Below are 24,046 nucleotides of genomic sequence, written 5' to 3'. Positions count from 1 at the left end.
CCGGCGTAGTTACCGCCGGGGGCTGCTGCGTTAATGCATGCTGCGTTCAGGTCCGGCCAGGTTACGCGGCGCGACGGCTCTTAGCCAGCTGCCTGTTGATGCGGGCTGCCCAGAACGGCCCCTCGTAGAGGAAGGCGGTGTAACCCTGGACCAGGGTTGCGCCGGCGTCCAGCCGGTCCTGGACATCCTCGAACGTCTCCACCCCGCCGACGGAGATCAGGGCGAGCCTGCCCGCGGTTGCCGCCTTCAGCCGGCGAAGCACTTCCAGCGAGCGGCCCTTCAAGGGCGCGCCGGACAGCCCGCCCGCACCGCAGCCCTCGACTTTTTCCGCGGATGACGAGAGCCCGGCACGTCCGATGGTGGTATTCGTGGCGATGATGCCGTCCAGGCCCAGGTCCAGCGCAAGCCGGGCTACGTCGTCGATGTCTTCATCGCTCAAGTCGGGCGCAATCTTGACCAGCAGCGGAACGTGGCGTCCGGCCGACTTGTCTGCTTCCTCCCCCACGGCCTTCAGCAGCGGCCGCAGAGTGTCCACGTTCTGCAGGAGCCGAAGCCCCGGTGTGTTCGGCGAACTGACGTTCACCACGAGATAGTCCGCAGCCGGCGCCAGGCTGCGGGCGCTGATGAGGTAGTCCTCGACGGCGTCGTCGAGCTCCACCGCCTTGCTTTTGCCGATGTTCACGCCGATCACGGGACGGACCTTGGGGTGCCGGAGCTGAAGCGCGGCGCGGGCGGACTTGAGCCGGGGCGCCACGGCGGCGGCGCCGTCGTTGTTGAATCCCATCCGGTTGATGACCGCTCGGTCCTCGGTGAGCCTGAACAGCCGGGGCTTCTCGTTACCAGGCTGGGCACGGCCCGTGATGGTTCCCACCTCGACGTGGCCGAAGCCGAGTTCGGTCAGCGCCTCGATTCCGTGCCCCTCTTTGTCGAAGCCGGCCGCGAGGCCGAATGGCGACGGAAACGTCATGCCGAGGGCAGTAGTCTGCAGCGACGCCGGAGGAGCGGTAAACCGCTCCAGCAGGCGGCCCGCGCCGGTGGTGTGGGCCAGCCGGATGCCTTTGAACCCGATTTTGTGGGCGCGTTCCGCGTCCATCCATGAAAAGGCCAGCCTGAAGAATGTGGGATATACGCGCATGCCTCTAGTTTTCCGTCTCGGGCGGTGCAGACCAAACCCGGCCCGACACAAGCGCCCGGCCACGGCACACCGCGTTGGTGGCCGTGACCCAAGCCACGGCGGCGCGGCGGAAGTCTAGGCTGGTGGCATGGAATGGCAGAGTGACATCCTCGGCGCGGACTTCCAGTCCAGCGCCTTCGCTGCCACGGGCAGTGACGGTGTCACGCGCACCGCGACGCTCGTCCGTTTCCTCCCGCGGAGGGAGGGGACCGGCTCCCGGCCGGCCGGCCGGCGCCGTGCCGTGATGTTCCTCCACGGCTGGAGCGACTACTTCTTCAATACTGAGCTGGCACGATTCTGGGACGGCCAGGGCTTCGAGTTCTTTGCCCTCGACATGCACAACCACGGACGCAGCCTTCAGCCCGATGCCCACGGCGGGTACGTTGCAGACTTGGGAAACTACGACGCCGAAATCAGCACCGCAATCGGGATGATCTCGGCGTCCGGACCGCAGGCGCCGCTGTCCCTCGCCCTGATGGGCCACTCCACGGGAGGTCTGGTTGCCGCCCTGTGGGTGAGCCGGCATCCGGGCGTCGTTTCCCAGCTGGTCCTGAACAGTCCGTGGCTGGAAATGCACGGCAGCACGTTGGTCCGCCGTGCCGCCTGGGCCATGGTGGAACCGCTTGCCCGGATACGGCCAGAGGCAGTGCTGAAGCTGCCGGAGCGGGGCTTCTACTGGCGGAGCATCAGCAGCTCGGCCGAGGGCGAATGGAGCGTGGACGACACCTACCGGCCGCCGATGGCGTTTCCGGTCCGCGCAGCCTGGCTCAGCGCCGTTCTTGCCGGCCACGCCAAGGTCGCGCGGGGCCTCGGCATCGACATCCCCATTCTGGTCCTCCTGTCCGGTGCCAGCGAAAACGGCATGATCTGGACCGAAGCAATGCGCAGCACCGACGCCGTGCTGGACGTCAATGTGATCGCCACCCGGGCCCTGTCCCTCGGCCGGAGCGTGTCCGTGGAGCGCATTGACGGCGCCCTGCATGACGTGTTCCTGTCCCGCGCCGAGGTCCGGGCAGACGCCTACCGGCGGCTGGCGAGGTGGATCCGCGGGTACGCGGCCGGCGACGGACCCGTCGGCGGGGAGCTCCCGTGACGAAGGCTGCGGATCGAAGGAACCCCTACCCTGGCTGTGTGGCGTCCACGGGTTTCGGCGCCGCGTCCACTGCGCCGCCGTAGCGACGGTCCCGCTGGGCGTACTCGAGCACGGCATCCCAGAGGGTGCGGCGGTCGACGTCGGGCCACAAGGTGTCCATGAAGACGAATTCGGCGTACGCCGACTGCCACAGCATGAAGTTGGAAAGGCGCTGTTCGCCAGAGCTGCGCAGAAAGAGGTCGACGTCGGGAAGGTCCGGTTCGTCGAGGTACTTCTGGATGGTTTTCTCCGTGATTGCGCCGGGCTTGAGCCGGCCCGCGGCCACCTCCTGCGCAATGGCGGACACCGCGTCCGCTATCTCCGCACGGCCGCCGTAGTTAACACACATGGTCAACGTGCATGTGCTATTCCCGGCGGTGTACTCCTCGGCCTCTTCCAGCTCACGGATCACCGAGCCCCACAGCTTGGGCCGGCGCCCCGACCACCGGATCCGGACGCCCCACTCGTCCAGCTGGTTGCGCTGACGCCGCAGCACGTCCTTGTTAAATCCCATCAGGAAGCGGACTTCCTCGGGAGAGCGCCGCCAGTTCTCCGTGGAAAATGCGTAGACCGTGACGTATTTGATGCCCAGCTCGATGGCCCCGGCGACGACGTCCAGGAGGGCCGGCTCCCCGGCCTTGTGCCCCTCGATGCGGGGCAGGCCGCGCTGGTTGGCCCAGCGGCCGTTTCCGTCCATCACGATGGCCACGTGTTCCGGCACAAACTCCCCTGGAATGGAGGGCGGTATGGCTCCCGAAGGATGGGGATAGGGGTGCACCACCGGATCGGTCCGGCGCCGTGCGGGGCTGGTCTTCTTTCCCAAGGCCACTGTTAGGTACGCTCCACATGTTTGAGGGATTTCAGGACACGCTCAAGATGCCACTGCAGATAACTGGCCACGAGACCCGCCGCCTCCCGCCGGTGGAGCGGAAGCGAGGAATCCGCCGTCGCCCAGTCCCCGGTGAGTAGCGCGCCCAGCAGCGTCACGGTCTCCGCGGCGGGGGCCGGGGAGCCCGGCGGGCGGCAGTCTCCGCAGACCATGCCGCCCAGGGGCGCAGAGAACGCCGTGTGCGGACCGGCCGCGCCGCACCGCGCGCAACCGGTAAAACTGGGTGCCCAGCCGCCGGTGGAGAGGGCGCGCAGCAGGTAGGAGTCCAGGATCAGTTCCGGAGTGTGGTCCCCCCGGCTCAGGGACGCGAGGGCGCCGACGAGAAGGTTGTATTGCGCTGTCCCGGCTTCGCCGTCAACGTCGGTCAGCTTTTCGGCAGTCTCGGTCATGGCAGCGGCCACTGTGTACCGGCCGTAATCGGCGGCGATATTCCCGCCGTACGCGCCCTTGGCCACAGCCTGCGTAACAATGTCCAGGGACTTTCCGGAGATCAGCTGCAAGTCCGCCACCATGAACGGCTCCAGGCGTGCACCGAAACGGCTGCTTGTGCGCCGGACGCCCTTCGCCACCGCCCTGACCTGGCCGTGATGCTTGGTCAGCAGAGTGATGATGCGGTCGGCCTCGCCCAGCTTGTGGGTGCGGAGCACTACGGCGTCATCGCGGTAGGCGCGCGCTGCAAAGGACTGTTGGACCACGCTTAATCTTCCCACTGTCTTCCGGAAAGTCCTGCTTTCCGGGATTCAGGTGCGCCGCCGGACCGTGCCGGCGGCGCACCGCTCCGAGGCTCAGGCCTGGGCGTCCCGGATGGCGCGGTTCACGGCCGAGATGACGGCCTTGAGCGAGGAAGTGCTGGTGTTGGCGTCGATCCCGACGCCCCACAGCACGCGTTCCCCGACGGCGCATTCGACGTAGGCCGCGGCGAGGGCGCTGCCGCCCTCGGACAGGGCGTGTTCGCTGTAGTCCAGCACGCGGACGTCGACGCCGTCTTCCCGCAGGATGCTCAGCAGGGCGGCGATCGGGCCGTTGCCGGTGCCTGTGCGCTGTACCTGAGTGCCGTCGATCTTGAGCGCTGCGTGCAGCGTCATGGAACCGTCTTCGTCGGTCTCGGTGCTGAACGGGCCCAGGGCGTAGCGTCCCCACTGCGCGTCGGCCGCGCCGGAAGGCAGGTATTCGTCCTGGAAGACCTGCCACAGCTGGGCTCCGCTGACTTCGCCGCCGACGGTGTCGGTCTGCTTCTGGATGACGCCCGAGAATTCGATCTGGGCGCGGCGCGGCAGGTCCAGGTTGTGCTCGCTCTTCAGCAGGTAGGCCACGCCGCCCTTGCCCGACTGGGAGTTCACCCGGATGACGGCCTCGTAGCTGCGGCCAAGGTCCTTCGGGTCGACCGGCAGGTACGGGACCTGCCAGGTGACGTCGGCAATGTCCTTGCCTGCGGCGGCGGCGTCCTTCTCCAGGGCTTCCAGGCCCTTCTTGATGGCATCCTGGTGCGAGCCGGAGAAGGCGGTGAAGACGAGGTCTCCGCCGTACGGTGCGCGCTCGGCCACGGGCAGCTGGTTGCAGTACTCCACTGTGCGGCGGACCTCATCGATGTCCGAGAAATCGATCATCGGGTCGATGCCCTGCACGAACATGTTCAGGCCCAGGGTCACCAGGTCCACGTTGCCGGTCCGCTCTCCGTTGCCGAACAGGCAGCCTTCGATCCGGTCCGCGCCGGCCAGGTAGCCCAGTTCCGCGGCTGCCACGCCGGTGCCGCGGTCGTTGTGCGGGTGCAGGGACAGGATGATGCCCTCGCGCGGGTGCAGGTTGCGGCTCATCCACTCAATGGAGTCGGCGTAGACATTGGGGGTTGCCATCTCCACCGTGGCGGGCAGGTTGATGATGACCTGGCTGTCGGCGGAGGCCTCAAACACGTCCGCGATGGCGTTGCAGACGCGGACGGCGTACTCCAGCTCGGTCCCGGTGAAGGATTCCGGTGAGTACTCGTAGGTGACGTGCGTGTCCTGCAGGGTCTCTTCGTATTTCTTGCACAACCGGGCGCCCTGAAGGGCGATATCCAGGATGCCGTCCTCGTCCTGGTTAAAGACGACCCTGCGCTGCAGGACCGACGTCGAGTTGTACAGGTGCACGATTGCCTGCTTGGCGCCGACCAGGGACTCATAGGTCCGCTCGATCAGGTGCTCGCGGGCCTGGGTCAGGACCTGGATGGTGACGTCGTCCGGGATGTGGTTGCCCTCGATCAGCTGCCGGACGAAGTCGAAGTCTGTCTGTGAGGCGGAAGGGAAACCGACTTCGATTTCCTTGTAGCCCATCCGGACCAGCAGCTGGAACATCTTCAGCTTGCGGGCGGGGCTCATCGGATCGATCAGGGCCTGGTTGCCGTCACGCAGGTCCACGGCGCACCAGCGCGGGGCCTTAGTGATGACTTTGTCCGGCCAGGTCCGGTCCGGCAGCTCAACCGTGATCTGGTCCTGGAACGGGACATAGCGGTGGACCGGCATTCCTGAGGGCTTCTGTGCGTTTCGCATTACTATCGGGGCCTTTTCTGTGATTCTGAGTGAAAGGGTGGCCGGGCAACACAAACTCCGCAGCGAGGGTGGGCCTTGCGCTAGATCGCGTCTGAGGCCTCGCCGCGGCAGCTAAGAAGGAGCAGTTCTGCGCGCACCATTTCACAGTAACACGGGTGCGTAAGATGAAGGAGCAACACCTCCAGCAACGTCCACCATGCAGACGCTGCACCGGTGCCAGCGCCGGCAGCAGCCCGTCATCGAAGGAGCCTCAGTGCCAAATTCGGGGATCGCCCTGTCAAACATCGACCACGGCGTCAGGCCGCAGGATGACCTGTACCAGCATGTGAACGGGGCCTGGCTCAAGAGCACCACGATCCCGGACGACCGCCCGCTGGAAGGAACCTTCACCGCCCTTCGAGACGGCGCGGAGCTGGCGGTCAGGGAAATCATCGAGGAAGCGGCCGGCAAGGGTGCCGAGGCCAGCGGGATTGAGCGCAAGATCGGCGATCTCTACAACAGCTTCATGGACGAGGCCGCCGTCGAAGCTAAGGGAATGGACCCGATTCGCGGGCGGTTGGCCGAGGTCTTTGCCACGGCCACGGTGGGCGAGCTGCTGGCGCTGGCCGGCAGGCTGTTCCGCGCAGACGTTTCCGGCCTGTTCTACATTTACCCTGCCCCGGACGCCGGCAACCCGGAACGCGTCCTGCTCTACACCGGCCAGGGCGGGCTGGGGCTCCCGGACGAATCGTATTACCGCGAAGAAAAGTTCGCGCCACTGGTGCAGTCCTACCGCGGGTACGTCGGCACCATGTTCGGCATGGCCGGCGTTCCGGACCCGGAAGGTGCCGCCGCCCGCGTGGTGGCCTTGGAAACGGCCCTGGCATCGCACCACTGGGACAACGTCACGCTCCGGGATCCGCAGAAGACCTACAACCTGAAGTCCGCCGACGAGGCCAGCGAACTCTTTCCGTTGCTGGACACCTGGTTCGAGGCGGCCGACATCGAGGCGGACAAGCGGCAGGAGATCGTGGTCAGCACCCCGGACTTCTTCGCCGGCGCCGCTGCCCTGCTGGTCTCGGAATCCCTGCCTGTCTGGCAGGAATGGCTGGCGCTGCGGGTCATCAATTCGGCCGCCCCGTACCTGTCCTCTGCTTTCGTTGACGCCAACTTCGCGTTCTACGGCACCACGATCAGCGGCACGCCGCGGAACAAGGACCGCTGGAAGCGCGGAGTCGCCGTCGTCGAAGCGGCCCTCGGCGAGGCCGTCGGCCAGATCTATGTGGCCCGGCACTTCCCGGAGGGCCACAAGGCCCGCATGCAGACCCTCGTCGGGAACCTGATCGAGGCGTACCGGGAGAGCATCACCGGCCTTGAGTGGATGGGCGAGGACACGAAGGCCGAGGCGCTCCGGAAACTGGGGGCGTTCCGGGCAAAGATCGGTTTCCCCGACGAGTGGATCGACTACTCGGCAGTGGTGATCGACCCCGCGGACCTGCTGGGGAACATCGAACGGGCCCACAACGCCGACGTCGACCGCCACCTTGACGAGGTGGGCAAGCCCGTTGACCACAACAAATGGCTGATGACGCCGCAGACGGTCAACGCGTATTACCACCCGATGCTCAATGAGATCGTCTTCCCGGCAGCCATCCTCCAGCCGCCGTTCTTCACCGCGGACGCGGACGACGCCGTCAACTACGGCGGAATCGGAGCAGTCATCGGCCACGAGATCGGGCACGGCTTCGATGACCAGGGCTCGCAGTTCGACGGCACCGGTGAGCTCCGCAACTGGTGGACCGAGGACGACCGCAAGGCCTTCGAGGCTCTGACCACCAGGCTCGTGGCCCAGTTTGAGGTCCTTTCTCCGTATGCGGCCCCTGGGCACAACGTCAACGGAAAACTCACCCTCGGTGAAAACATCGGCGACCTCGGCGGGCTCACCATCGCCCACAAGGCTTACCGGCTGAGCCTCAACGGGGAGGAGCCGCCGGTCCTCGACGGCCTGACCGGCGAACAGCGGTTTTTCGCGTCCTGGGCCGCGGGCTGGCGCCAGGTCATCCGTACGGAGGAGGCCATCCGGCGGCTCGCCACGGACCCCCACTCCCCCAATGAGTTCCGCACCAACGCCATCGCCAAGAACCTGGATTCCTTCCACGCCGCCTTCGGCGTCGTGGAGCAGGACGGAATGTGGATGGCGCCGGAGGAACGCGTCAGCATCTGGTGACAGCAGCAAAATGCCGGGCCAACCCTCAGGTTGGCCCGGCATTTTTGCGTTGGTCTGGCTACTGCTCCACGATCAGCTCGGGGTTGGCCTGCTGGCACACGGTGTCCCCGGCGGTCTGGTTCACGATGTCCTTCGGCACGGTGGTCTTGCCGAATTTGGTTCCGGACGTAAAGTCGGCACCGAGGTACACCTGCACGCCTGAGATTCCGGGTGACGGCGCGATCTGGCCGGCCGGGATGCCCAGCAGAGCGGCGACGTCCGCCGCCACGTCGGCGAATTCGGCACCGTAGTAGACGAAGGTCTTTGCAGCGGGGTCGGCTTCTAGCGGCACCACCTGGGTGAATCCGCCGGCGATCACCGCCTCCGCGATCTCCTGCGTCCTCGTGGGGACACCGGTCCCGTTCGCGACGGTGACCGGCTGAAGCGACTTGTCATACGGGGCGGCGGGCTTGGTGGGCTTTGGCGTTGCAGACGGCTTCGCGCTGGCCGAGGGCGTGGCAGAAGGAGAAGGCGTTGCCTTCCCTTCAGGGTCGGTGAGGTCGATGTCCTTCTTCAGGGCAGCAAACAACTGGGACGCGGCAGGCTGGGCGGGATCCAGCCGGTTCGGATCGCTGGCAGCAGGGGTCGTGGGGACGGCGACAAAGGCCACTTTCCCGACGTCGATCGTCTTGAGCCGGTTTCCGATGGTGATCATCGACGGAACGGACGCCAGCCCTTCATCGACCGTGAGGTTCTGGGTCACCACATCGGCAATGTTGAGCATCTTGGCCGGATCCGACAGGGTTCCGTCGTCTTTGATCTTCCGGGTAAGGGAGGACAGGAACCCCTGCTGGGCTTTGATGCGGCCGAGGTCGCCGCCGTCGGCGAACGCGTGGCGCGTGCGCAGGAAGGCCAGGGCCTGCTCACCCTTCACCTGCGACGTGCCCTTGGGCAGGCGGAGCCGCGAGTCGGGATCGTAGACGGCGTCGCTGATGCAGACCTCGACGCCGCCCACCGTGTTGGAGAGTTCCTTCACGGCGTTGAAGTCGGCCATCATGAAGTGGTCCACCTCCAGCCCTGTCAGCTTGTTGACCGTGTCCACGGCGCAGCCGATGCCCGCCTCGTTCATCGCTTCGTTGATCATGACGCCGGTGCGCGCGGGGTATTCCTTGCCCGTCTTTTGGTCGGTGCACTTGGGAATGTTTACCAGCAGGTCACGGGGGAAGCTGATGACGTTGACGCGCTTGTTGTCCTCGGAGATGTCCATGAGCATCATCACGTCGGAATTGCCGTAGCCCGTCGAATCGTCGGCGTTGCCGTAGGTGGCGTTCTTGCCGTCGCGGGTGTCGGAGCCGAGGATGAGGATCTGCATCCGGCCGGTGGCATCGTCAATGTTGTCCGTGCGGCCGTTTCCGGCGCCGAGTGCGGCCGTGGAGATGTTCGACTGCAGCCGGAAGTACCAGTACCCGGCGAAGGCAAGCCCGCCCAGAAGGGCCACGGAGACGACGGCGGTGGTCACCTTCAGCCATAGCGGCATGTCGCGCACGTTCAAGTGACGGGCAGCGCCCACGCGGGCATCTTCGGCATGCCGGGCAGCTGGCTCGGACCGGGTATTACCCGGCCCTTCTGCGCGGTTGTCGCGGCGTCGCACCACAGGCTGTACCTTTCCTTAAAAATGGGATCCGGCCTATTTTAGGCGCCCTATCTGGGAATTTACCGAAAATGCGGCTGTTTGACGGCGCGCCGGGGCCCGGCCACAGGCACGCAAGGGTCAGAACCCGAGCTTGACCAGTTGCTTGGGATCGCGCTGCCAGTCCTTGGCAACCTTCACGTGGAGGTCGAGATAGATGCGCGTTCCCAGCAGGGCCTCGATGCCTTTGCGTGCATTCGTTCCGACGTCGCGCAGCCTGCTTCCGCCCTTGCCGATGATGATCGCCTTCTGGGAGGGACGCTCCACGTAGAGGTTCACCCGGACATCGAGGAGTTGATTGTCTTCGGCCCGCCCCTCCCGGGGAACGATCTCGTCGACGACGACCGCCAGGGAGTGGGGCAGCTCGTCCCGCACGCCCTCCAGCGCGGCCTCACGGATGAGTTCCGCCACCATGACGGCTTCCGGCTCATCGGTCAGCTCACCGTCGGGGTAGAGCGGTGGCGACGGCGGCATGTGGCTGATCAGTACGTCTGCCACCGTGCCCACCTGGAACCCGTCGGTCGCTGAGACGGGAACGATGTCCTTCCAGCCTTCCTCGCCCAGCACTTCCCGCCCCAGCGCGGCGACGGCCAGCAGCTGTTCGGTCAGCGCCTGGCGGTCCACGAGGTCGGCCTTGGTGACAAGCGCAATGATCGGCTTCCGCCCCACGGCTGCGAGCTGGGCGGCAATGAATTTATCGCCAGGGCCGATCTTCTCGTTGGCCGGGAGGCAGAAGCCAATGGCGTCTACTTCGGCCAGCGTGTCGGCGACGAGGTCGTTGAGCCGCTTGCCCAGCAGTGTGCGCGGCCGGTGCAGTCCCGGCGTATCAACCAGGATGAGCTGGGCGTCCTCGCGGTGCACGATCCCCCGGATGGTGTGCCGCGTGGTCTGCGGTTTCGCGGAGGTAATGGCGACTTTTTTGCCCACCAGGGCGTTGGTCAGCGTCGACTTTCCGGCGTTGGGCCGGCCCACCAGGACGGAGAATCCGGCGTGGTACCCGCCGAAGGGTTCGCCGCCGTCGGCCTTATTCTGCTTGCTCACGTGGAACTCCCTGTTGCATTGATTCGGCCTCGTCGAGAAGGTCTTCAAGGTCAGTATTGTTCGGAATGGCGCCATTGGGAACGGCCGCCGCAATGATGTGGCTGAGGCGGTTTCGGCGGCCTTCAAGCCGCTCGGCCCGCAGCAATACACCATCTACTTGCACGGTGCTGCCGACGATGGGCACGCGGCCGAGCGCCTTGGCCAGCAGGCCGCCGACGGTGTCCACTTCGTCGTCGTCGAGCTCGATGTCGAAAAGCTCCCCGAGGTCGTCGATGCTCATCCGGGCGCTCACCCGGTACGTGCCGTCGTCGAGTTCGGTTGCTTCGGCACTCTCGGTGTCATACTCGTCCACGATTTCGCCGACGATCTCCTCGATGAGGTCCTCCAGGGTGACGAGCCCGGCGGTGCCGCCATACTCGTCGATGACGATCGCCACGTGCGTGGATTCCTTTTGCAGCTCCCGCAGGAGGTCGCTCACGGGCTTGGAGTCCGGCACGTACCGCACCTCGCGGGCGAGGGCGTCCACCACAGGCGGCTCTTCCTCAGGATTCAGGTCGTGAAGGACTGCGGCAACGTCCTTAAGGTAGATAATCCCGAGGATCTGGTCCGTGTTCTCCCCGATGACGGGCATCCTTGAGTAGCCGGAGCGGAGGAACAAGGACATCGCACGGTGCAGGCTTGAGCCGGCGTCGATGGTCAGGATGTCGGTCCGCGGAACCATGACCGCCCGGACCAGTGTGTCACCGAAGTCAAAGACGGACTGGATGAGCTCGGCTTCGTTGTCCTCGATCATGTCCGATTCGGTGGCCCGGTCCACGAACTCGCGGAACTCCTCTTCGCTGAAGAACGCGTCATCGCCGCCCGGCGAACCGGGGGCCACGGAGCTGCCCAGTCTGACGAGCCAGGCCGGTATGGGCCCCAGCGCCCTGGCCAGGAACCTGATGAGCGGAGCTGAAAACAGGACCACTGCCGCCGAGTGTGAACGGCCCAGCTGCCGGGGTGACACGCCAACGATCACGAAGCCAAGGACCGCCATGATCCCCGTAGCCGCGAGGCCGGCAAGCCAGACATTGCTTAGGAGGCTGTAGAGGAGGACGGCCACGGCCACTGCGGACGCGGTCTCAAACCAGATGCGCCAGAAGCGGAGCGCCCGCATGTGCGTCATGGGCTGGTCCAGGATCCTGCGGAGCGCCGTGCCGCGGGTCTTCAGGAGCGCCTGTTCCGCATCGTGCCGCGGCAGGAAGCTGAACGCGGCTTCGGCGGCCGTCAGCAGCGCGGCGGCACCAAGGAACACCAGCGCCATGCAGACGAGGAGAAAGGATGTCACTGGGTGGTCTCGGCCGGAGCTTCTTTGCCGGTGAACGCCGTGAGCAGCTCACGCTGCAGGCCGAACATTTCTGCCTTTTCTTCGGGTTCGTCATGGTCGTAGCCGAGCAGGTGCAGGATGCCGTGCGTCGTCAGCAGCAGCATCTCGTCCTGCGTGGAGTGCCCGGCGTTGCGGGCTTGGACCTCGGCAACCTGGGGACAGATTGCAATGTCGCCGAGCATCCCCTGCGGGGTGGGCTTGTCCGGGGTTCCCGGCGTCAGCTCATCCATCGGGACGGAGAGTACGTCGGTGGCGCCGGGCTCGTCCATGAGTTCCACGTGCAGCTTTTCCATGGCGGGTTCGTCCACCAGCAGAATGGACAGCTCGGCCTGGGGATGAATGTACAGCTGTTCGAAGATGAACCGGGACAGCGCCACCAGCTCGGCTTCGTCTATGTGGACGCCCGATTCGTTGTTTACTTCAATGCTCATGCGTGCTCTCCGCGCCTCTCCCGGGGCACGGAATGCTTGACCCGGTTCCGCTGTACTTCGTCCCAGATGCTGTATGCGTTGACGATGTCGCCGACCAGCCGGTGGCGCACCACGTCCGCGGAGTCCAGGAAGGAAAAATTGACGTCGTCGATGCCCTGGAGGATCTCCTCCACGATGCGGAGCCCGGAGCGGGTCCCGAACGGCAGGTCCACCTGGGTGACGTCGCCGGTCACGACCATCTTTGATCCGAAGCCCAGCCGGGTCAGGAACATCTTCATCTGTTCCGGAGTGGTGTTCTGGGCCTCGTCCAGGATGATGAAGGCGTCATTGAGCGTCCGGCCCCTCATGTACGCCAGGGGCGCCACCTCAATGGTCCCCGCCGCCATGAGCCGCGGAATGGATTCGGGGTCGATCATGTCGTGCAGCGCGTCGTACAGCGGCCGGAGATAGGGGTCGATCTTGTCGCTGAGCGTGCCGGGCAGGAACCCGAGCCGCTCGCCGGCTTCAACGGCCGGGCGCGTGAGGATGATCCGGCTGACTTCCTTCTGCTGCAGGGCCTGCACGGCCTTCGCCATCGCCAGATAGGTCTTGCCCGTGCCGGCCGGGCCGATGCCGAAAATCACCGTGTTGGCATCAATGGCGTCCACGTAGTTTTTCTGGTTCAGCGTCTTGGGGCGGATGGTCTTGCCGCGGCTGGACAGAATGTCGTGGGTCAGCACGTCAACCGGATTCTGCAGCGACTGGCTGCGGAGCAGCAGGACGAGCTGCTGGAGGACGGCGGGTGTGATCACCGTGCCCCGTGCCACCAGGCCCTGCACCTCGGTCAGCAGGCGCATGATCCGCGGTACATCGGCCGCGGGACCGCTGATGGAGAGTTCATTGCCGCGGACATGGAAGCTGACCGCCGGGAACTGGTCCTCGATGAAGCGCAGGGCTTCGTCATGGCTTCCGAGGGACTGGACCATCTGATCAGAGTTGTCGAAGATGACCACCTCCGTCCGGACACCGGGGAGAGTATGCGGGAATTCACCTGTAGTGCGGTCTCCGGTGTTGAGGCGGCGCTTTCCGTTTGCTGATTCAGTCATGGTGCCGGCCCGCAGGCCTCTTGTTCCCTCCAGTTTGAAAAATTACTCTTCAGAGTTCTTCCATCTTACGCCAGCGCCCGCCCGCACTCACCGTCCCTTTGAGGTCACTGAGGCGGCGGATTCCGTGACCGGTTCCCGCAATTAGGTATCAACTTTGTATCGGCCTCATATCGTTCCCGTTGCAGTTCGCCTGCCAGCGGGCAAAGGTGCCCACCGCTCCGGAGCCGTGTGTAATGCTGGAAATGAAGCCACAGGGCATAGGTTCGACCTGCCCGCAGCCACCGCCGCAGACACATCCAGCAGGCAGCATGCCGCTGACACGAAGGGACCACAGATATCAGGCAGCCAGGAACGTCCAGCCGGAAGGTAGCTTTGCGGATGCGCTCCGCGGTGCTGCTTGGGCTGTTCCCTGCCGGTTTGCTGCTGTCCGGCTGCATCGCCGATCAGGACCCCGCCGTCACGTCTTCGAATGTTCCCTCCACGTCCCAGCGCGCCGCGGGAGTGGACGGTGTCCCCACCACCAGCGCCCCGCTGGAGACCATGCAGTCCTCCAATAAGGCACCGGTCTACTGGATCGGCCGGAGCAACAGCAACGTGTTCCTGTACCGGGAGTTCCGCGACGTTCCAGACGAGGAGAACCCGATCACCAGGGCACTGCGCGCCATGATGTCGGAGACACCCCTCGATCCGGACTACTTCACGCCGTGGCAGAACCCCAAGAACCTCGCGACGTCGATTTCGGGCACTAACGTCATCACGGTTGACGTGTCCGCCGATGCGTTCAACAGCAATCTCGACGCCGACATGGCCCAGCGGGCCATCCAGCAGCTGGTGTACACGGCGACGGCGGCGGGCGCGAGTTCCGGCCTAATCGACGCCGGGCAGCAGATTGAAGTGGTGATCCTGGTGGACGGGCACACCGACTACGTGGCTTTTAAGCACGTCAAGCTCGGCTCGCCCACGTCACGCAGCGCCGGGATGGTGGCGCCAGTGTGGATCATCGATCCCCAGCAGGGTGTGGAGGTCGCTGACGGCCGGGTGAAAATCACCGGCCGCAGCACCGTTCCGGGCGGCAAGCTGCACTGGCAGATCCTCAAGGTCTCCGACAGCGGCGACAAGGAACGCTACCTGGCCGGCGAAACCACCGCGGCCGCCGAACCTGGGGCCTCCGGAGTCTTCAACATGGCTGTCAACCTGGGACCGGGCAGCTACGAGATCCGGGTTTCCCAGATCGATCCCGCCCGGGCCGACGACGAATTGAACGTGGACTCCCGGGGCTTCACCGTCCGCTAGCTGTACAGCTAGCTGTCACGAGGCCCGGTCTTCGGTACCCCAACTGTCGGTACGCCGGCAGCAGCGCGGCAGCTACCAGCGGCCCAGCACGTCACTTGCGACGACGACGGCGGCCGGCCCGGCGGTGGAGGACCGCAGCACGTGCGGCCCGAGCAGGGCCGTCACCGCTCCCGCCCCGCACAGCTTGGTGACCTCCCGGGAGCTGATGCCGCCCTCGGGTCCGACGATCAGGAGAATCTCCCTCGGTCCGCCGTCCAACGGCTGGCCGGCGTCACGCCACCCCTCCAGAATCCGGCGGAACGGCCTGACGGCATCCTCATGGAGTATCACGGCAAGGTCCGCGGCGGACACCGCGGCGACAAGGCCTTGGGTTTCGACGGCGGAGCGCACCTCCGGGATCCAGGCACGGCGCGCCTGCTTCGCCGCGGCCGTCACGGCGGACTGCCATTTGCCGTGGGCCTTCGCCGCGCGGTCACCCTTCCACCTGACGATGGAGCGTTCGGCCTGCCAGGGCACCACCGCATCTATGCCGAGTTCGGTTGACGTCTCGATCGCCAGTTCGTCACGGTCACCCTTTGCGAGTGCCTGCACGAGCACCAGACGCACGTCTGGCCGATCTTCAACAGTGACCGAGGCGCACTCGACCGTCAGGGCCGACGGCGCCACGCTGGACACCGTCCCGGTGAGCCTCTTGCCGGCGCCGTCGGCAATATCAACGTTCTCCCCCACCGACAGCCGCTTGACGGTGACGGCATGCCGCGCCTCGGCCCCGTCCAACGTGAAATGGGCACCGGGCACTGCCTCGTCCAGCGCTCCGGCCGTGGTGAAGAATACGGGGTTGCTCACCGCTACAGGTTACCGAGGCGGTCCCGCAGCTTGGCAAAGACGCCTCCGCTGGCTGCGAGCTTGCCTTCGGAGAACTGTTCGCCGCGAAGCTTCGCGAGCTGCCGCATGAGGTCTTCCTGCGCCGGATCGAGCTTCGACGGCGTCTCAACCTGCAGGTGTACCTTGAGGTCGCCTCGGCCGTAGCCCCGCAGGTGCGTGACGCCCAGGCCGCGGAGGGTAATGATCTCGCCGGACTGGGTGCCCGCCTTGACGTCGATCTCCTGTTTCCCGTCGAAGGTGTCCAGGCTGAGTTCGGTGCCCAGGGCCGCGGCCGTCATGGGGATGTTCAGGGTGGCATGGAGGTCGTCGCCGTCGCGGACGTAGGTGGCGTCGTTGTTGACCCGGATCTCGACGTACAGGTCGCCCGAGGGGCCGCCGGCAGGGCCGGCTTCGCCCTGCCCGGAGAGCTGGATCCGGGTGCCGGTGGCCACGCCGGCGGGAACCTTGATGGTCAGGGACCTGCGGCTGCGGATCCGGCCCTGGCCGTTGCACTCGTTGCAGGGATCCTTGATGACCGTTCCGAAGCCTTCGCAGGAACCGCACGGCGCAGCGGTCATCACCTGTCCGAGGATGGACCGCACGGCGCGCTGGACCTGGCCGCTGCCGCCGCAGATGTCGCAGCGTTCGGGGTGGCTGCCTTCGCGGCAGCATGAACCGTCGCAGGTGGGGCAGATAACCGCGGTGTCCACCTCGATCTTCTTGTTGACGCCGAACACGGCGTCGCGCAGCTCGATCCGGACGCTGATGAGGGCGTCCTGTCCCCTGCGGACCCGCGACGCCGGACCCGAGGTGCCCCCGGCGCCGAAGAAGGTGTCAAAGATGTCCTGGAACGCGAAGCCCTGCCCGGCGTAGCCGCCGCCGCCGAAGCCGTTGTCCGTGCCGTTCTCGTTGCCCGTGGTGTCGTAGACCCGGCGCTTCTGCGGATCGGACAGCACTTCGTAGGCATGCGTGACGGCCTTGAAGCGGTCCGAGGCATCCTCTCCGGGGTTAACGTCCGGGTGCAGAGTGCGGGCCAGCTTGCGGTAGGCCTTTTTGATCTCTTCTCCGGTGGCTTCCGGGGAGACTCCAAGAACGTCGTAGTGGCTGCTCAAAGTTCGTATCTCTTCCTCGTTGTACTGCTTGGGGTGCGGGGACCGCCGAGCCGTGGCATCACGGGCCCAGGATCCTCGAAAGGTAGCGGGCCACCGCGCGGACGGCGGCCATGGTTGTGGGGTAGTCCATCCGGGTGGGGCCCAGGATGCCGACCTTGGCGCTGGCATCGGGGCCGTAGCCCGTGGCCACCACCGAAGCCTCAGCGAGTCCGTCGTAGGGATTCTCCCGGCCAATGCTGACGGCCACGCCGCGGGGATCCTGCGCCATGTCACTGAGGAGCCGCAGCATGACGACTTGCTCTTCGAGTGCTTCCAGGACGGGGCCGATGCTGAGCGGGAAGTCCACGTTGGAGCGCGCGAGGTTGGCGGTGCCCGCCATCACCATCCGGTCCTCCCGGCTGCTGTGGGCGAGGGCTTCAAGCGCCCTGCTGAGGGCGAGGGCGGCCGGGCGCTGGGCGGGTCCGCAGCCGGCCAGCACTGCGGCGAGGTGCTGCGGGAGCATGATCAGGGGCGTCCCGCCGACGCCCGCGAGGAACCGCGCACGAAGGTCGGACAGGGCGTCGTCCCCCAGTTCCTGGCCGACGTCGATGACCCGCTGCTCAACCTTGCCGCTGTCCGCGATCAGGACTATGAGGACCTTGCGGGGGGCCAGCAGCACGAATTCGATGTGGCGCACTACGGCGCGGCTCAGGTGCGGGTACTGTACGACGGCGACCTGGTTGGTCAGCTGGGACAGGAGCCTTGCCGTCCGGTCCAGGACGTCGTCAAGATCCTCGGATCCTTCCAGCAGGGACTGGATAGCTCGGCGCTCCGCCTGAGACAGCGGCTTGACGGCCGAAATCTGGTCGACGAAGAGCCGGTAGCCCTTGTCGGTGGGGATCCTTCCGGCACTGGTATGCGGAGCCATGATGAGCCCCTCATCCTCCAGCGCAGCCATGTCGTTGCGGATCGTGGCGCTGGAAACGCCCAAATGGTGGCGTTCAACCAGGGCCTTCGATCCGACGGGTTCCCGGGAATGGACGTAGTCCTCGACAATGGCGCGCAGCACTTCGAGCTTGCGCGGTTCGCTCATAGTCCACCTCCGATCGACCGTTACTGGATAGTCAGGACGGGCGCCCGGCAACCCATTTGTTAGCACTCGACATGCCCAAGTGCTAACAAGTCTAATATGAGTCGGCGCGTTGTTAGCATTGGTACCGCTCCGGGCGAAACTCCGGGCACCACCCGGCCCTGCAGCAGATAGGCTGCCCGGGCGGCATCTTCCTAGTGCAAAGCGGTGTGAACGAATGCAGTACCAGACCTGGGGCCCGCAGGACATCGCAGCGCCCGCAAAGAACGAACTGCCGGAAGTGCCTGCCGAGCGCGGGATGGTGCTGGAGGATGTCCAGTCAGGCTGGGTGGGCGCGGTGACGCGCGTGGAGAAATCCGGCGGGATGCACGTCGTAGCGCTTGAGGACCGGCGCGGGAAGTCGCGGACATTCCGGCTTGGTTTCGGCTTCCTTCTTGAGGGCCAGCCGATCCGGCTGATGCCGCCTGCCCCTGCCCCTGCCGGCAAACCTCCGGGATCCGCGACGCCGGCGCGGACCGCGTCAGGTTCCGTCAGGGTGGAGGGCCAGCGGGCCCAGGTGGCCAAGGCGAGCCGGATCTGGGTCGAGGGCAAGCACGACGCCGAACTCGTGGAAAAGGTCTGGGGTGACGACCTCCGGGTGGAGGGCATCGTCGTCGAGCCTCTTCACGGGATTGACGACCTCGCCGGCGCCGTCGCCGCTTTCCGCCCGGGACCGGGCAGGAGGCTGGGCGTGCTGGTTGACCACCTGGTTCCGGACTCCAAGGAATCCAGGATCGCCGCGGCCGTCATGGCGTCTCCCGGCGCCGCCGGAAACGTGCTGATTGTGGGCCACCCGTATGTCGACGTCTGGCAGGCCATCAGGCCCTCCGTGCTCGGCATCGCGCAGTGGCCGGTAGTGCCCCGCGGAACGGACTGGAAAACGGGCATCCTCGCAGCGTTCGGCTGGCCCCACTCCACGAAGGAAGACATCGGCCTCGGCTGGCAGAAACTGCTCGGCGCGGTGCGCACGTATGCCGACCTCGAGCCCGCCCTGCTGGGCAGGGTGGAAGAGGTCATCGACTTCCTCACTGTGCCATAGGCGGGGCAAGGGGAACTTTGCCGTAGGCAGGCAAGGGAAACATGGCCGTAGGCGGGCACGGGCACTGTGCCGAACGCGCGGCACTCGTGGTGTGCCATGGGTGCAAAACGCGTGCCGTGCGGGAGATTGGTCGTCCATTCAACGCCCGACCCAGTATTCTTGGTACGGCGCCTTGTGCGCTGCCGCCGTCCGGCCCCGCGGGGCCGGTCGCGCCAGCACACCGCAGGCACCGGCAATAACGCAACAACGCAAGTTTAAGGAAGACACGTGGCAGAAGACGCTCGCGACCGCAGGGACACACCGCCCGGCCAGGACCTGCCGCAGTACCATGGCGTTCCCGCCAATGCGCTTCCGCTGACCGCCAGCGAGGACAGGCAGTGGGCCACGCTGGCGCACTTCGGTGGCATCCTGGGCTGCGTGCCGGCCTTGCTGATCTACCTGATCTTCCGTGACCGCGGGCCGTTCACGGCGCAGGAGTCCAAGGAAGCCCTGAACTTCGCGCTGCCGCCCACCATCGCGGCGGTCCTGGCGAATATCCTGGTGCTGCTTCCCGTGGTGGGCAACATCTTCGCTGTGCTTGCGACCCTCATCTGGATTGCCCTGACGTGTTTCTCGGTGTCCGCGGGCATCCACGTCAACCGTGGCCAGCCGCACCGGTACCAGTACAACCTGCGCTGGATCAAGTAACGCCCCGGCGGTCTGGTTGCAGTGCGGCTAGTCCGGTAGGATCCTGCGGACCACGGCATCGGCCAGCAGCCGGCCCTTGAGCGTGAGGACCAGGCGGCCCTGAAAGGCCTCCGCCGGTGACACAAGGCCGTCCGCAATGAGCCCTGCCACAGCGTGCCGGCCCGAGGCGGACAGCGAAGCGACGTCCAGTCCCGACGCCAGGCGGGCCTCGAGCATGACCTTCTCCACCTGGCGTGTTTCGGCGTCGAGGGTCTCGCGTCCTGCCGCCGGGGAGGCGCCCGAGGCAAGTCGGCCGGCATAGGCGGTCGGGTGCTTAACGTTCCACCAGCGCACGCCGCCGACGTGGGAGTGCGCCCCGGGCCCGATCCCCCACCAGTCGTCTCCCCGCCAGTAGGCAAGGTTGTGCCGGCAGGCCTGTTCCGGCGTCCGTGACCAGTTGCTGACTTCATACCAGCTAAGACCCGCTTCGCCGATCAGCTGGTCGGCGAGTTCGTACTTGTCGGCGTGGTCGTCGTCGTCGATGCCCGGGACTTCACCGCGGCGGATCTGGGCGGCGAGCTTGGTGCCGTCCTCAACGATCAGCGCGTAGGCGCTGATGTGGTCGGGCTGGTAGGACAGAGCGGTCTCGAGGGAGTGGCGCCAGTCGTCCAGCGACTCTCCCGGTGTCCCGTAGATCAGGTCCAGGCTCACAGCCAGTCCGGCTTCCCGTGCCCACTGCACCACCTGCGGCACGCGGCTGGGGGTGTGGGTACGGTCCAGGACCTTCAGCACATGGGGCACGGCAGACTGCATGCCGAAGGAAACCCGGGTAAAGCCGGCATCCTTGAGGACGGCAAGGGACTCCGGCGTGACGGAGTCAGGGTTGGCCTCGGTGGTGACCTCGGCGCCGGGTTCCAGGCCCCACTCGTTGATGGCAGCCCCGAGAATCCGGGCCAGATCCTCGGCCGGCAGGAGCGTGGGCGTCCCGCCGCCGAAGAACACCGTGCTCAGCGGCCGGTCCGGAATCCCTGAGTCCCGCAGGACGGCAGCCGCGAAGTCCACCTCGGAGATGGCCGTGGAGGCGTAGGCATCCTGCGACGCGCCGCCGCCCAGCTCTGTGGCCGTATAGGTGTTGAAGTCGCAGTATCCGCACCGGACGGCGCAGAACGGAATGTGCACGTACAGCCCGAAGGCCCGGCCCGCCGCACCGTCCGCTGCCTGGGCGGGCAACAGACCGTCCGACGGCGCCGGGTCGCCGAGGGGAAGAACGCTAGGCACGGGTGCGGCCTCCGGTGGTTCCGGCCACAATCATCACTACTTCTTGGCCTTGTCCTTGGACTCGTCGGTGGTCAGCGCGGCGATGAAGGCTTCCTGCGGGACCTCGACGCGGCCCACCATCTTCATGCGCTTCTTGCCTTCCTTCTGCTTTTCCAGCAGCTTGCGCTTCCGGGAAATGTCACCGCCGTAGCACTTGGCGAGGACGTCCTTCCGGATGGCGCGGATGCTTTCGCGGGCGATGATCCTGGAGCCGATGGCGGCCTGGATGGGGACCTCGAACTGCTGGCGCGGAATGAGTTCACGCAGCTTGCCGGTCATCATCACGCCGTAGGCGTAAGCCTTGTCCCGGTGGGTGATGGCGGAGAAGGCATCAACCTGCTCGCCCTGGAGCATGATGTCCACCTTCACCAGATCCGACACCTGCTCGCCGTCGGCCTTCCAGTCGAGCGATCCGTAGCCGCGGGTCTTGGACTTGAGGATGTCGAAGAAGTCGAAGACGATCTCGGCCAGCGGAAGGCGGTACCGGATTTCCACCCGGTCCTCGGAAAGATAGTCCATGCCGCCCATGACGCCGCGCCGGCTCTGGCACAGCTCCATGATGGCGCCGACGAACTCGTTCGGCGCCAGGATGGTGGCGGACACCATCGGCTCGCGGACTTCAGCGATCTTGCCCGTGGGGTATTCGCTGGGGTTCGTGACGTGGACGACCCTCTTGTCTTCCAGCGTCACTTCATATTCCACGTTGGGGGCGGTGGAAATCAGGTCCAGGTTGTATTCACGCTCCAGCCGCTCGCGGGTAATTTCCAGGTGCAGCAGGCCCAGGAATCCCACGCGGAAACCGAATCCCAGCGCGGCTGAGGTTTCGGGCTCGTACACCAGCGCGGCGTCGTTGAGCATCAGCTTCTCGAGGGCATCGCGGAGCACCGGGTAGTCCGTGCCGTCCAGCGGATACAGGCCGGAGAAGACCATCGGCTTGGCGTCGGCATAGCCGGGGAGCGAATCGGTGGCCGGCTTGGCAAGATTGGTGACGGTGTCGCCCACCTTGGACAGGCGGACGTCCTTCACGCCGGTGATGAGGTAGCCGACCTCGCCCACGCCGAGCCCCTTGGAGGGGGTGGGCTCCGGGGAGCTGACACCGATCTCCAGGAGTTCGTGGGTGGCGCGGGTGGACATCATCTGGATGCGTTCACGCGGGTGCAGCATGCCGTCCACCACACGGACGTAGGTGACGACGCCGCGGTAGGTGTCGTAGACAGAGTCGAAGATCATGGCACGTGCGGGGGCGTCCGGGTCTCCCACGGGGGCGGGAAGGTCGCGAACAATCTTGTCCAACAGCACCTCGACGCCCATGCCGGTCTTGCCGGAGACGCGTAGCACGTCGTCGGGGTCGCCGCCGATCAGGCTGGCCAGTTCCGCCGCGTACTTCTCGGGCTGCGCAGCCGGCAGGTCGATCTTGTTCAGGACCGGGATGATGGTTAGGTTGTTTTCCATCGCCAGATAGAGGTTGGCGAGGGTCTGCGCCTCGATGCCCTGGGCCGCGTCCACCAGCAGCACTGCGCCTTCGCAGGCGGCCAGGGACCGGGACACCTCGTATGTGAAGTCCACGTGGCCCGGCGTGTCAATCATGTTCAATGCGTAGCTGACGCCGTCGAGTTCCCAAGGCATGCGGACGGCCTGGGACTTGATGGTGATGCCGCGCTCTCGCTCGATATCCATGCGGTCCAGATACTGGGCCTTCATGTCGCGCGACTGCACGACGCCGGTGTACTGAAGCATGCGGTCGGCCAGGGTGGATTTGCCGTGGTCAATGTGCGCGATGATGCAGAAATTCCGAATGATGGCCGGATCTGTCGCGGCGGGCACCGGGGCGGTGCGGGCCATGGGAGACACGCAGGGTCCTTACTGTTGGCATTCCGCGGCGTTGTTCAGGCTGAATCTGGCCATCCTGCCACCTGCCGCATATCTGAGCCTCTAGTCTCCCACGTCCTGGCCCGTGGCAGTACATTCTGCGCTGCTATGCCCGGCCGGTGCGCCTCCGCGTCCGGGCCGGTGACCAACGCGGCGGTATCGTTGCGCTCATGGCCATGAACCTACGCACCATCGGCAGGGCGCTACGGGCGCCCCTCCGCTTCCTCAAGGACCTGGGGCGTCCGCAGCGCTCCCGTGCGGCGACAGCAAAGAGCGCCTCCGTCCGGACGTCCGCGCCGGCAACGTCCCGGACCGGGGTCGGCGCCGGGACCGGTGCGGGGGCGCTGACCGGGACTTACCCCGGCGACTTCCGGGGCACGGCAACCATCCGGTATTCCCCCTCCCCCGACGGACGCCCGGACCCGGGCGAAGTGGTGTGGACCTGGGTGCCGTACGAAGAAGACCATTCCCGGGGCAAGGACCGTCCGGTGCTGCTGGTCGGTAGCCACGGGCGGTACCTGCTCGGGCTGATGCTGACCAGCAAGGACCACGACGGTCATCCCCGCGGCCGCCGCGACTATGTCGATATCGGCACCGGGCCTTGGGACCGGCAGTGGCGCCCCAGCGAGGCCAAACTCGACCGCGTCCTCCAGATCCACGCCGCGGACATCCGCCGGGAGGGCGCAATCCTTGACCGGGGCCAGTTTTTCCTGGTGGCCGACGCTCTTCGTCAGCTGCGCGGCTGGAAGTAAATCGCTGGCGCGGCGCGCCTGCACCAAATGGCCACGGTTGACCGAAATCTGATACTATTCATAGCTGTGTGTCCGTGCAGGTCGACGGCCACTGATGGTTGGCCGCCATAGGTATCCCCACGCCGCTCAGTCAATGGCCAACCTGAAAGCCCTCTAGACCATTTCCGCATTAAAAAGAGAGTTCACACGTGGCAAATATCAAGTCCCAGAAGAAGCGTATCCTGACCAACGAAAAGGCTCGCCTGCGCAACAACGCAGTCAAGTCCGAGCTGAAGTCGGCCATCCGCGCCGTCACCACCGCCGTTGCGTCCACCGACAAGGATGCCGCTGCTACTGCGCTCGTTACTGCCAGCCGTAAGCTGGACAAGGCTGTCAGCAAGGGTGTTCTTCACAAGAACAACGCTGCAAACCGCAAGTCGGCGATCTCCAAGAAGGTCAACGCACTCTAAGGTTTTCCAGTTCAACTGAACTGATGCTTGTGGCCGGCACCATTGGTGCCGGCCACATC

21 protein-coding genes are annotated in these 24,046 nt (G+C 65.9%); 7 read left to right on the top strand and 14 right to left on the bottom strand.

The window, feature by feature from the left end; all coding sequences use genetic code 11:
• Window positions 1–61 precede the first annotated feature (61 nt).
• A complete protein-coding gene (locus CXQ90_RS08630; RefSeq protein WP_104138467.1) occupies window positions 62–1,135 on the bottom strand; it encodes a quinone-dependent dihydroorotate dehydrogenase in 1,074 nt (357 codons plus the stop codon).
• 127 nt (window positions 1,136–1,262) lie between these two features.
• Here CXQ90_RS08630 and CXQ90_RS08625 point away from each other — a divergent pair, with 127 nt between their 5' ends.
• Complete coding sequence (locus CXQ90_RS08625; protein WP_104138466.1) at window positions 1,263–2,267, top strand: alpha/beta hydrolase; 1,005 nt, start codon at window positions 1,263–1,265, stop codon at window positions 2,265–2,267.
• A gap of 25 nt (window positions 2,268–2,292) precedes the next feature.
• Here CXQ90_RS08625 and CXQ90_RS08620 read toward each other — a convergent pair whose 3' ends face one another.
• The 3 genes from CXQ90_RS08620 to leuA form a co-directional block, all read right to left on the bottom strand.
• On the bottom strand, window positions 2,293–3,135 hold the full coding sequence (locus CXQ90_RS08620) for an isoprenyl transferase (RefSeq protein WP_104138464.1): 843 nt from the start codon (window positions 3,133–3,135) through the stop codon (window positions 2,293–2,295).
• Window positions 3,136–3,137: 2 nt separating this feature from the next.
• Entirely contained in the window at window positions 3,138–3,890 is a 753-nt protein-coding gene (gene recO, locus CXQ90_RS08615) for a DNA repair protein RecO (protein WP_104138463.1), read from the bottom strand.
• A gap of 90 nt (window positions 3,891–3,980) precedes the next feature.
• On the bottom strand, window positions 3,981–5,720 hold the full coding sequence (leuA, locus tag CXQ90_RS08610; RefSeq protein ID WP_104138461.1) for a 2-isopropylmalate synthase: 1,740 nt from the start codon (window positions 5,718–5,720) through the stop codon (window positions 3,981–3,983).
• 253 nt (window positions 5,721–5,973) lie between these two features.
• Here leuA and CXQ90_RS08605 point away from each other — a divergent pair, with 253 nt between their 5' ends.
• Window positions 5,974–7,926, top strand: coding sequence for a M13-type metalloendopeptidase (locus CXQ90_RS08605; protein ID WP_104138662.1), 1,953 nt, complete (start codon window positions 5,974–5,976; stop codon window positions 7,924–7,926).
• 58 nt (window positions 7,927–7,984) lie between these two features.
• On the opposite strand, the gene CXQ90_RS08600 is transcribed toward CXQ90_RS08605, so the two are convergent.
• From CXQ90_RS08600 to CXQ90_RS08580, 5 genes are all read right to left on the bottom strand, one after another.
• Window positions 7,985–9,442 carry an LCP family protein gene (locus tag CXQ90_RS08600; RefSeq protein ID WP_258064428.1) on the bottom strand — a complete coding sequence of 486 codons (1,458 nt, stop codon included), beginning with the start codon at window positions 9,440–9,442 and terminating at the stop codon, window positions 7,985–7,987.
• A gap of 234 nt (window positions 9,443–9,676) precedes the next feature.
• Entirely contained in the window at window positions 9,677–10,636 is a 960-nt protein-coding gene (gene era / locus CXQ90_RS08595) for a GTPase Era (RefSeq protein WP_104138460.1), read from the bottom strand.
• The gene (locus CXQ90_RS08590) at window positions 10,620–11,963 is read right to left on the bottom strand and encodes a hemolysin family protein (RefSeq protein WP_104138458.1); all 1,344 of its coding nucleotides are present in this window, start codon (window positions 11,961–11,963) and stop codon (window positions 10,620–10,622) included. The genes era and CXQ90_RS08590 overlap by 17 nt, the downstream gene beginning before the upstream one ends.
• Window positions 11,960–12,433 carry an rRNA maturation RNase YbeY gene (gene ybeY, locus CXQ90_RS08585; RefSeq protein WP_104138457.1) on the bottom strand — a complete coding sequence of 158 codons (474 nt, stop codon included), beginning with the start codon at window positions 12,431–12,433 and terminating at the stop codon, window positions 11,960–11,962. The genes CXQ90_RS08590 and ybeY overlap by 4 nt, the downstream gene beginning before the upstream one ends.
• Window positions 12,430–13,518: a PhoH family protein gene (locus CXQ90_RS08580; protein ID WP_104138455.1), complete on the bottom strand. Its 1,089-nt coding sequence runs from the start codon at window positions 13,516–13,518 to the stop codon at window positions 12,430–12,432. The genes ybeY and CXQ90_RS08580 overlap by 4 nt, the downstream gene beginning before the upstream one ends.
• Before the next feature lie 378 nt (window positions 13,519–13,896).
• Here CXQ90_RS08580 and CXQ90_RS08575 point away from each other — a divergent pair, with 378 nt between their 5' ends.
• Window positions 13,897–14,811: a GerMN domain-containing protein gene (locus CXQ90_RS08575; protein WP_104138454.1), complete on the top strand. Its 915-nt coding sequence runs from the start codon at window positions 13,897–13,899 to the stop codon at window positions 14,809–14,811.
• A 72-nt stretch (window positions 14,812–14,883) separates the two neighbouring features.
• On the opposite strand, the gene CXQ90_RS08570 is transcribed toward CXQ90_RS08575, so the two are convergent.
• From CXQ90_RS08570 to hrcA, 3 genes are read right to left on the bottom strand one after another with little or no spacing between them, the layout of a single operon-like run.
• Window positions 14,884–15,657 (bottom strand): 16S rRNA (uracil(1498)-N(3))-methyltransferase, encoded by a 774-nt coding sequence (locus tag CXQ90_RS08570; protein ID WP_104138452.1) that lies wholly within the window; start codon window positions 15,655–15,657, stop codon window positions 14,884–14,886.
• Between the two features lie 2 nt (window positions 15,658–15,659).
• Window positions 15,660–16,787: a molecular chaperone DnaJ gene (gene dnaJ, locus CXQ90_RS08565; RefSeq protein WP_104138451.1), complete on the bottom strand. Its 1,128-nt coding sequence runs from the start codon at window positions 16,785–16,787 to the stop codon at window positions 15,660–15,662.
• Between the two features lie 58 nt (window positions 16,788–16,845).
• Window positions 16,846–17,859 carry a heat-inducible transcriptional repressor HrcA gene (hrcA, locus tag CXQ90_RS08560; protein WP_104138449.1) on the bottom strand — a complete coding sequence of 338 codons (1,014 nt, stop codon included), beginning with the start codon at window positions 17,857–17,859 and terminating at the stop codon, window positions 16,846–16,848.
• Window positions 17,860–18,073: 214 nt separating this feature from the next.
• Between hrcA and CXQ90_RS08555 the strand changes: the two genes are divergently transcribed.
• Together CXQ90_RS08555 and CXQ90_RS08550 are read left to right on the top strand one after the other, a co-directional pair.
• Window positions 18,074–18,934, top strand: a complete 861-nt coding sequence (locus tag CXQ90_RS08555; RefSeq protein WP_104138448.1) for a DUF3097 domain-containing protein — start codon at window positions 18,074–18,076, stop codon at window positions 18,932–18,934.
• A 267-nt stretch (window positions 18,935–19,201) separates the two neighbouring features.
• Window positions 19,202–19,621, top strand: coding sequence for a DUF4870 domain-containing protein (locus tag CXQ90_RS08550; protein ID WP_104138446.1), 420 nt, complete (start codon window positions 19,202–19,204; stop codon window positions 19,619–19,621).
• A 27-nt stretch (window positions 19,622–19,648) separates the two neighbouring features.
• Here the strand turns inward: CXQ90_RS08550 and hemW are convergent, their stop codons facing one another.
• Both hemW and lepA read right to left on the bottom strand, forming a co-directional pair.
• Window positions 19,649–20,878 (bottom strand): radical SAM family heme chaperone HemW, encoded by a 1,230-nt coding sequence (hemW, locus tag CXQ90_RS08545; protein ID WP_104138445.1) that lies wholly within the window; start codon window positions 20,876–20,878, stop codon window positions 19,649–19,651.
• Window positions 20,879–20,914: 36 nt separating this feature from the next.
• The gene (gene lepA / locus CXQ90_RS08540) at window positions 20,915–22,768 is read right to left on the bottom strand and encodes a translation elongation factor 4 (protein ID WP_104138443.1); all 1,854 of its coding nucleotides are present in this window, start codon (window positions 22,766–22,768) and stop codon (window positions 20,915–20,917) included.
• A gap of 188 nt (window positions 22,769–22,956) precedes the next feature.
• Here lepA and CXQ90_RS08535 point away from each other — a divergent pair, with 188 nt between their 5' ends.
• The gene (locus CXQ90_RS08535) at window positions 22,957–23,538 is read left to right on the top strand and encodes a type II toxin-antitoxin system PemK/MazF family toxin (RefSeq protein WP_104138659.1); all 582 of its coding nucleotides are present in this window, start codon (window positions 22,957–22,959) and stop codon (window positions 23,536–23,538) included.
• 188 nt (window positions 23,539–23,726) lie between these two features.
• A complete protein-coding gene (gene rpsT, locus CXQ90_RS08530; RefSeq protein ID WP_104138442.1) occupies window positions 23,727–23,987 on the top strand; it encodes a 30S ribosomal protein S20 in 261 nt (86 codons plus the stop codon).
• Window positions 23,988–24,046 lie beyond the last annotated feature (59 nt).

This window comes from Arthrobacter sp. ZGTC131 (assembly GCF_002929275.1).
In the GTDB taxonomy this organism is placed as follows: domain Bacteria; phylum Actinomycetota; class Actinomycetes; order Actinomycetales; family Micrococcaceae; genus Arthrobacter.
This window is presented reverse-complemented; position numbering and strand designations above follow the sequence as displayed.

Excerpts from the sequence above, each read along its gene's own strand:
- CXQ90_RS08630 (WP_104138467.1), bottom strand. The coding sequence starts at position 1,135 with ATGCGCGTATATCCCACATTCTTCAGGCTGGCCTTTTCATGGATGGAC.
- CXQ90_RS08625 (WP_104138466.1), top strand. The coding sequence starts at position 1,263 with ATGGAATGGCAGAGTGACATCCTCGGCGCGGACTTCCAGTCCAGCGCC.
- leuA (WP_104138461.1), bottom strand. The coding sequence starts at position 5,720 with ATGCGAAACGCACAGAAGCCCTCAGGAATGCCGGTCCACCGCTATGTC.
- CXQ90_RS08600 (WP_258064428.1), bottom strand. The coding sequence starts at position 9,442 with ATGCCGCTATGGCTGAAGGTGACCACCGCCGTCGTCTCCGTGGCCCTT.
- ybeY (WP_104138457.1), bottom strand. The coding sequence starts at position 12,433 with ATGAGCATTGAAGTAAACAACGAATCGGGCGTCCACATAGACGAAGCC.
- CXQ90_RS08580 (WP_104138455.1), bottom strand. The coding sequence starts at position 13,518 with ATGACTGAATCAGCAAACGGAAAGCGCCGCCTCAACACCGGAGACCGC.
- CXQ90_RS08575 (WP_104138454.1), top strand. The coding sequence starts at position 13,897 with ATGCGCTCCGCGGTGCTGCTTGGGCTGTTCCCTGCCGGTTTGCTGCTG.
- hrcA (WP_104138449.1), bottom strand. The coding sequence starts at position 17,859 with ATGAGCGAACCGCGCAAGCTCGAAGTGCTGCGCGCCATTGTCGAGGAC.
- CXQ90_RS08555 (WP_104138448.1), top strand. The coding sequence starts at position 18,074 with ATGCAGTACCAGACCTGGGGCCCGCAGGACATCGCAGCGCCCGCAAAG.
- CXQ90_RS08535 (WP_104138659.1), top strand. The coding sequence starts at position 22,957 with ATGGCCATGAACCTACGCACCATCGGCAGGGCGCTACGGGCGCCCCTC.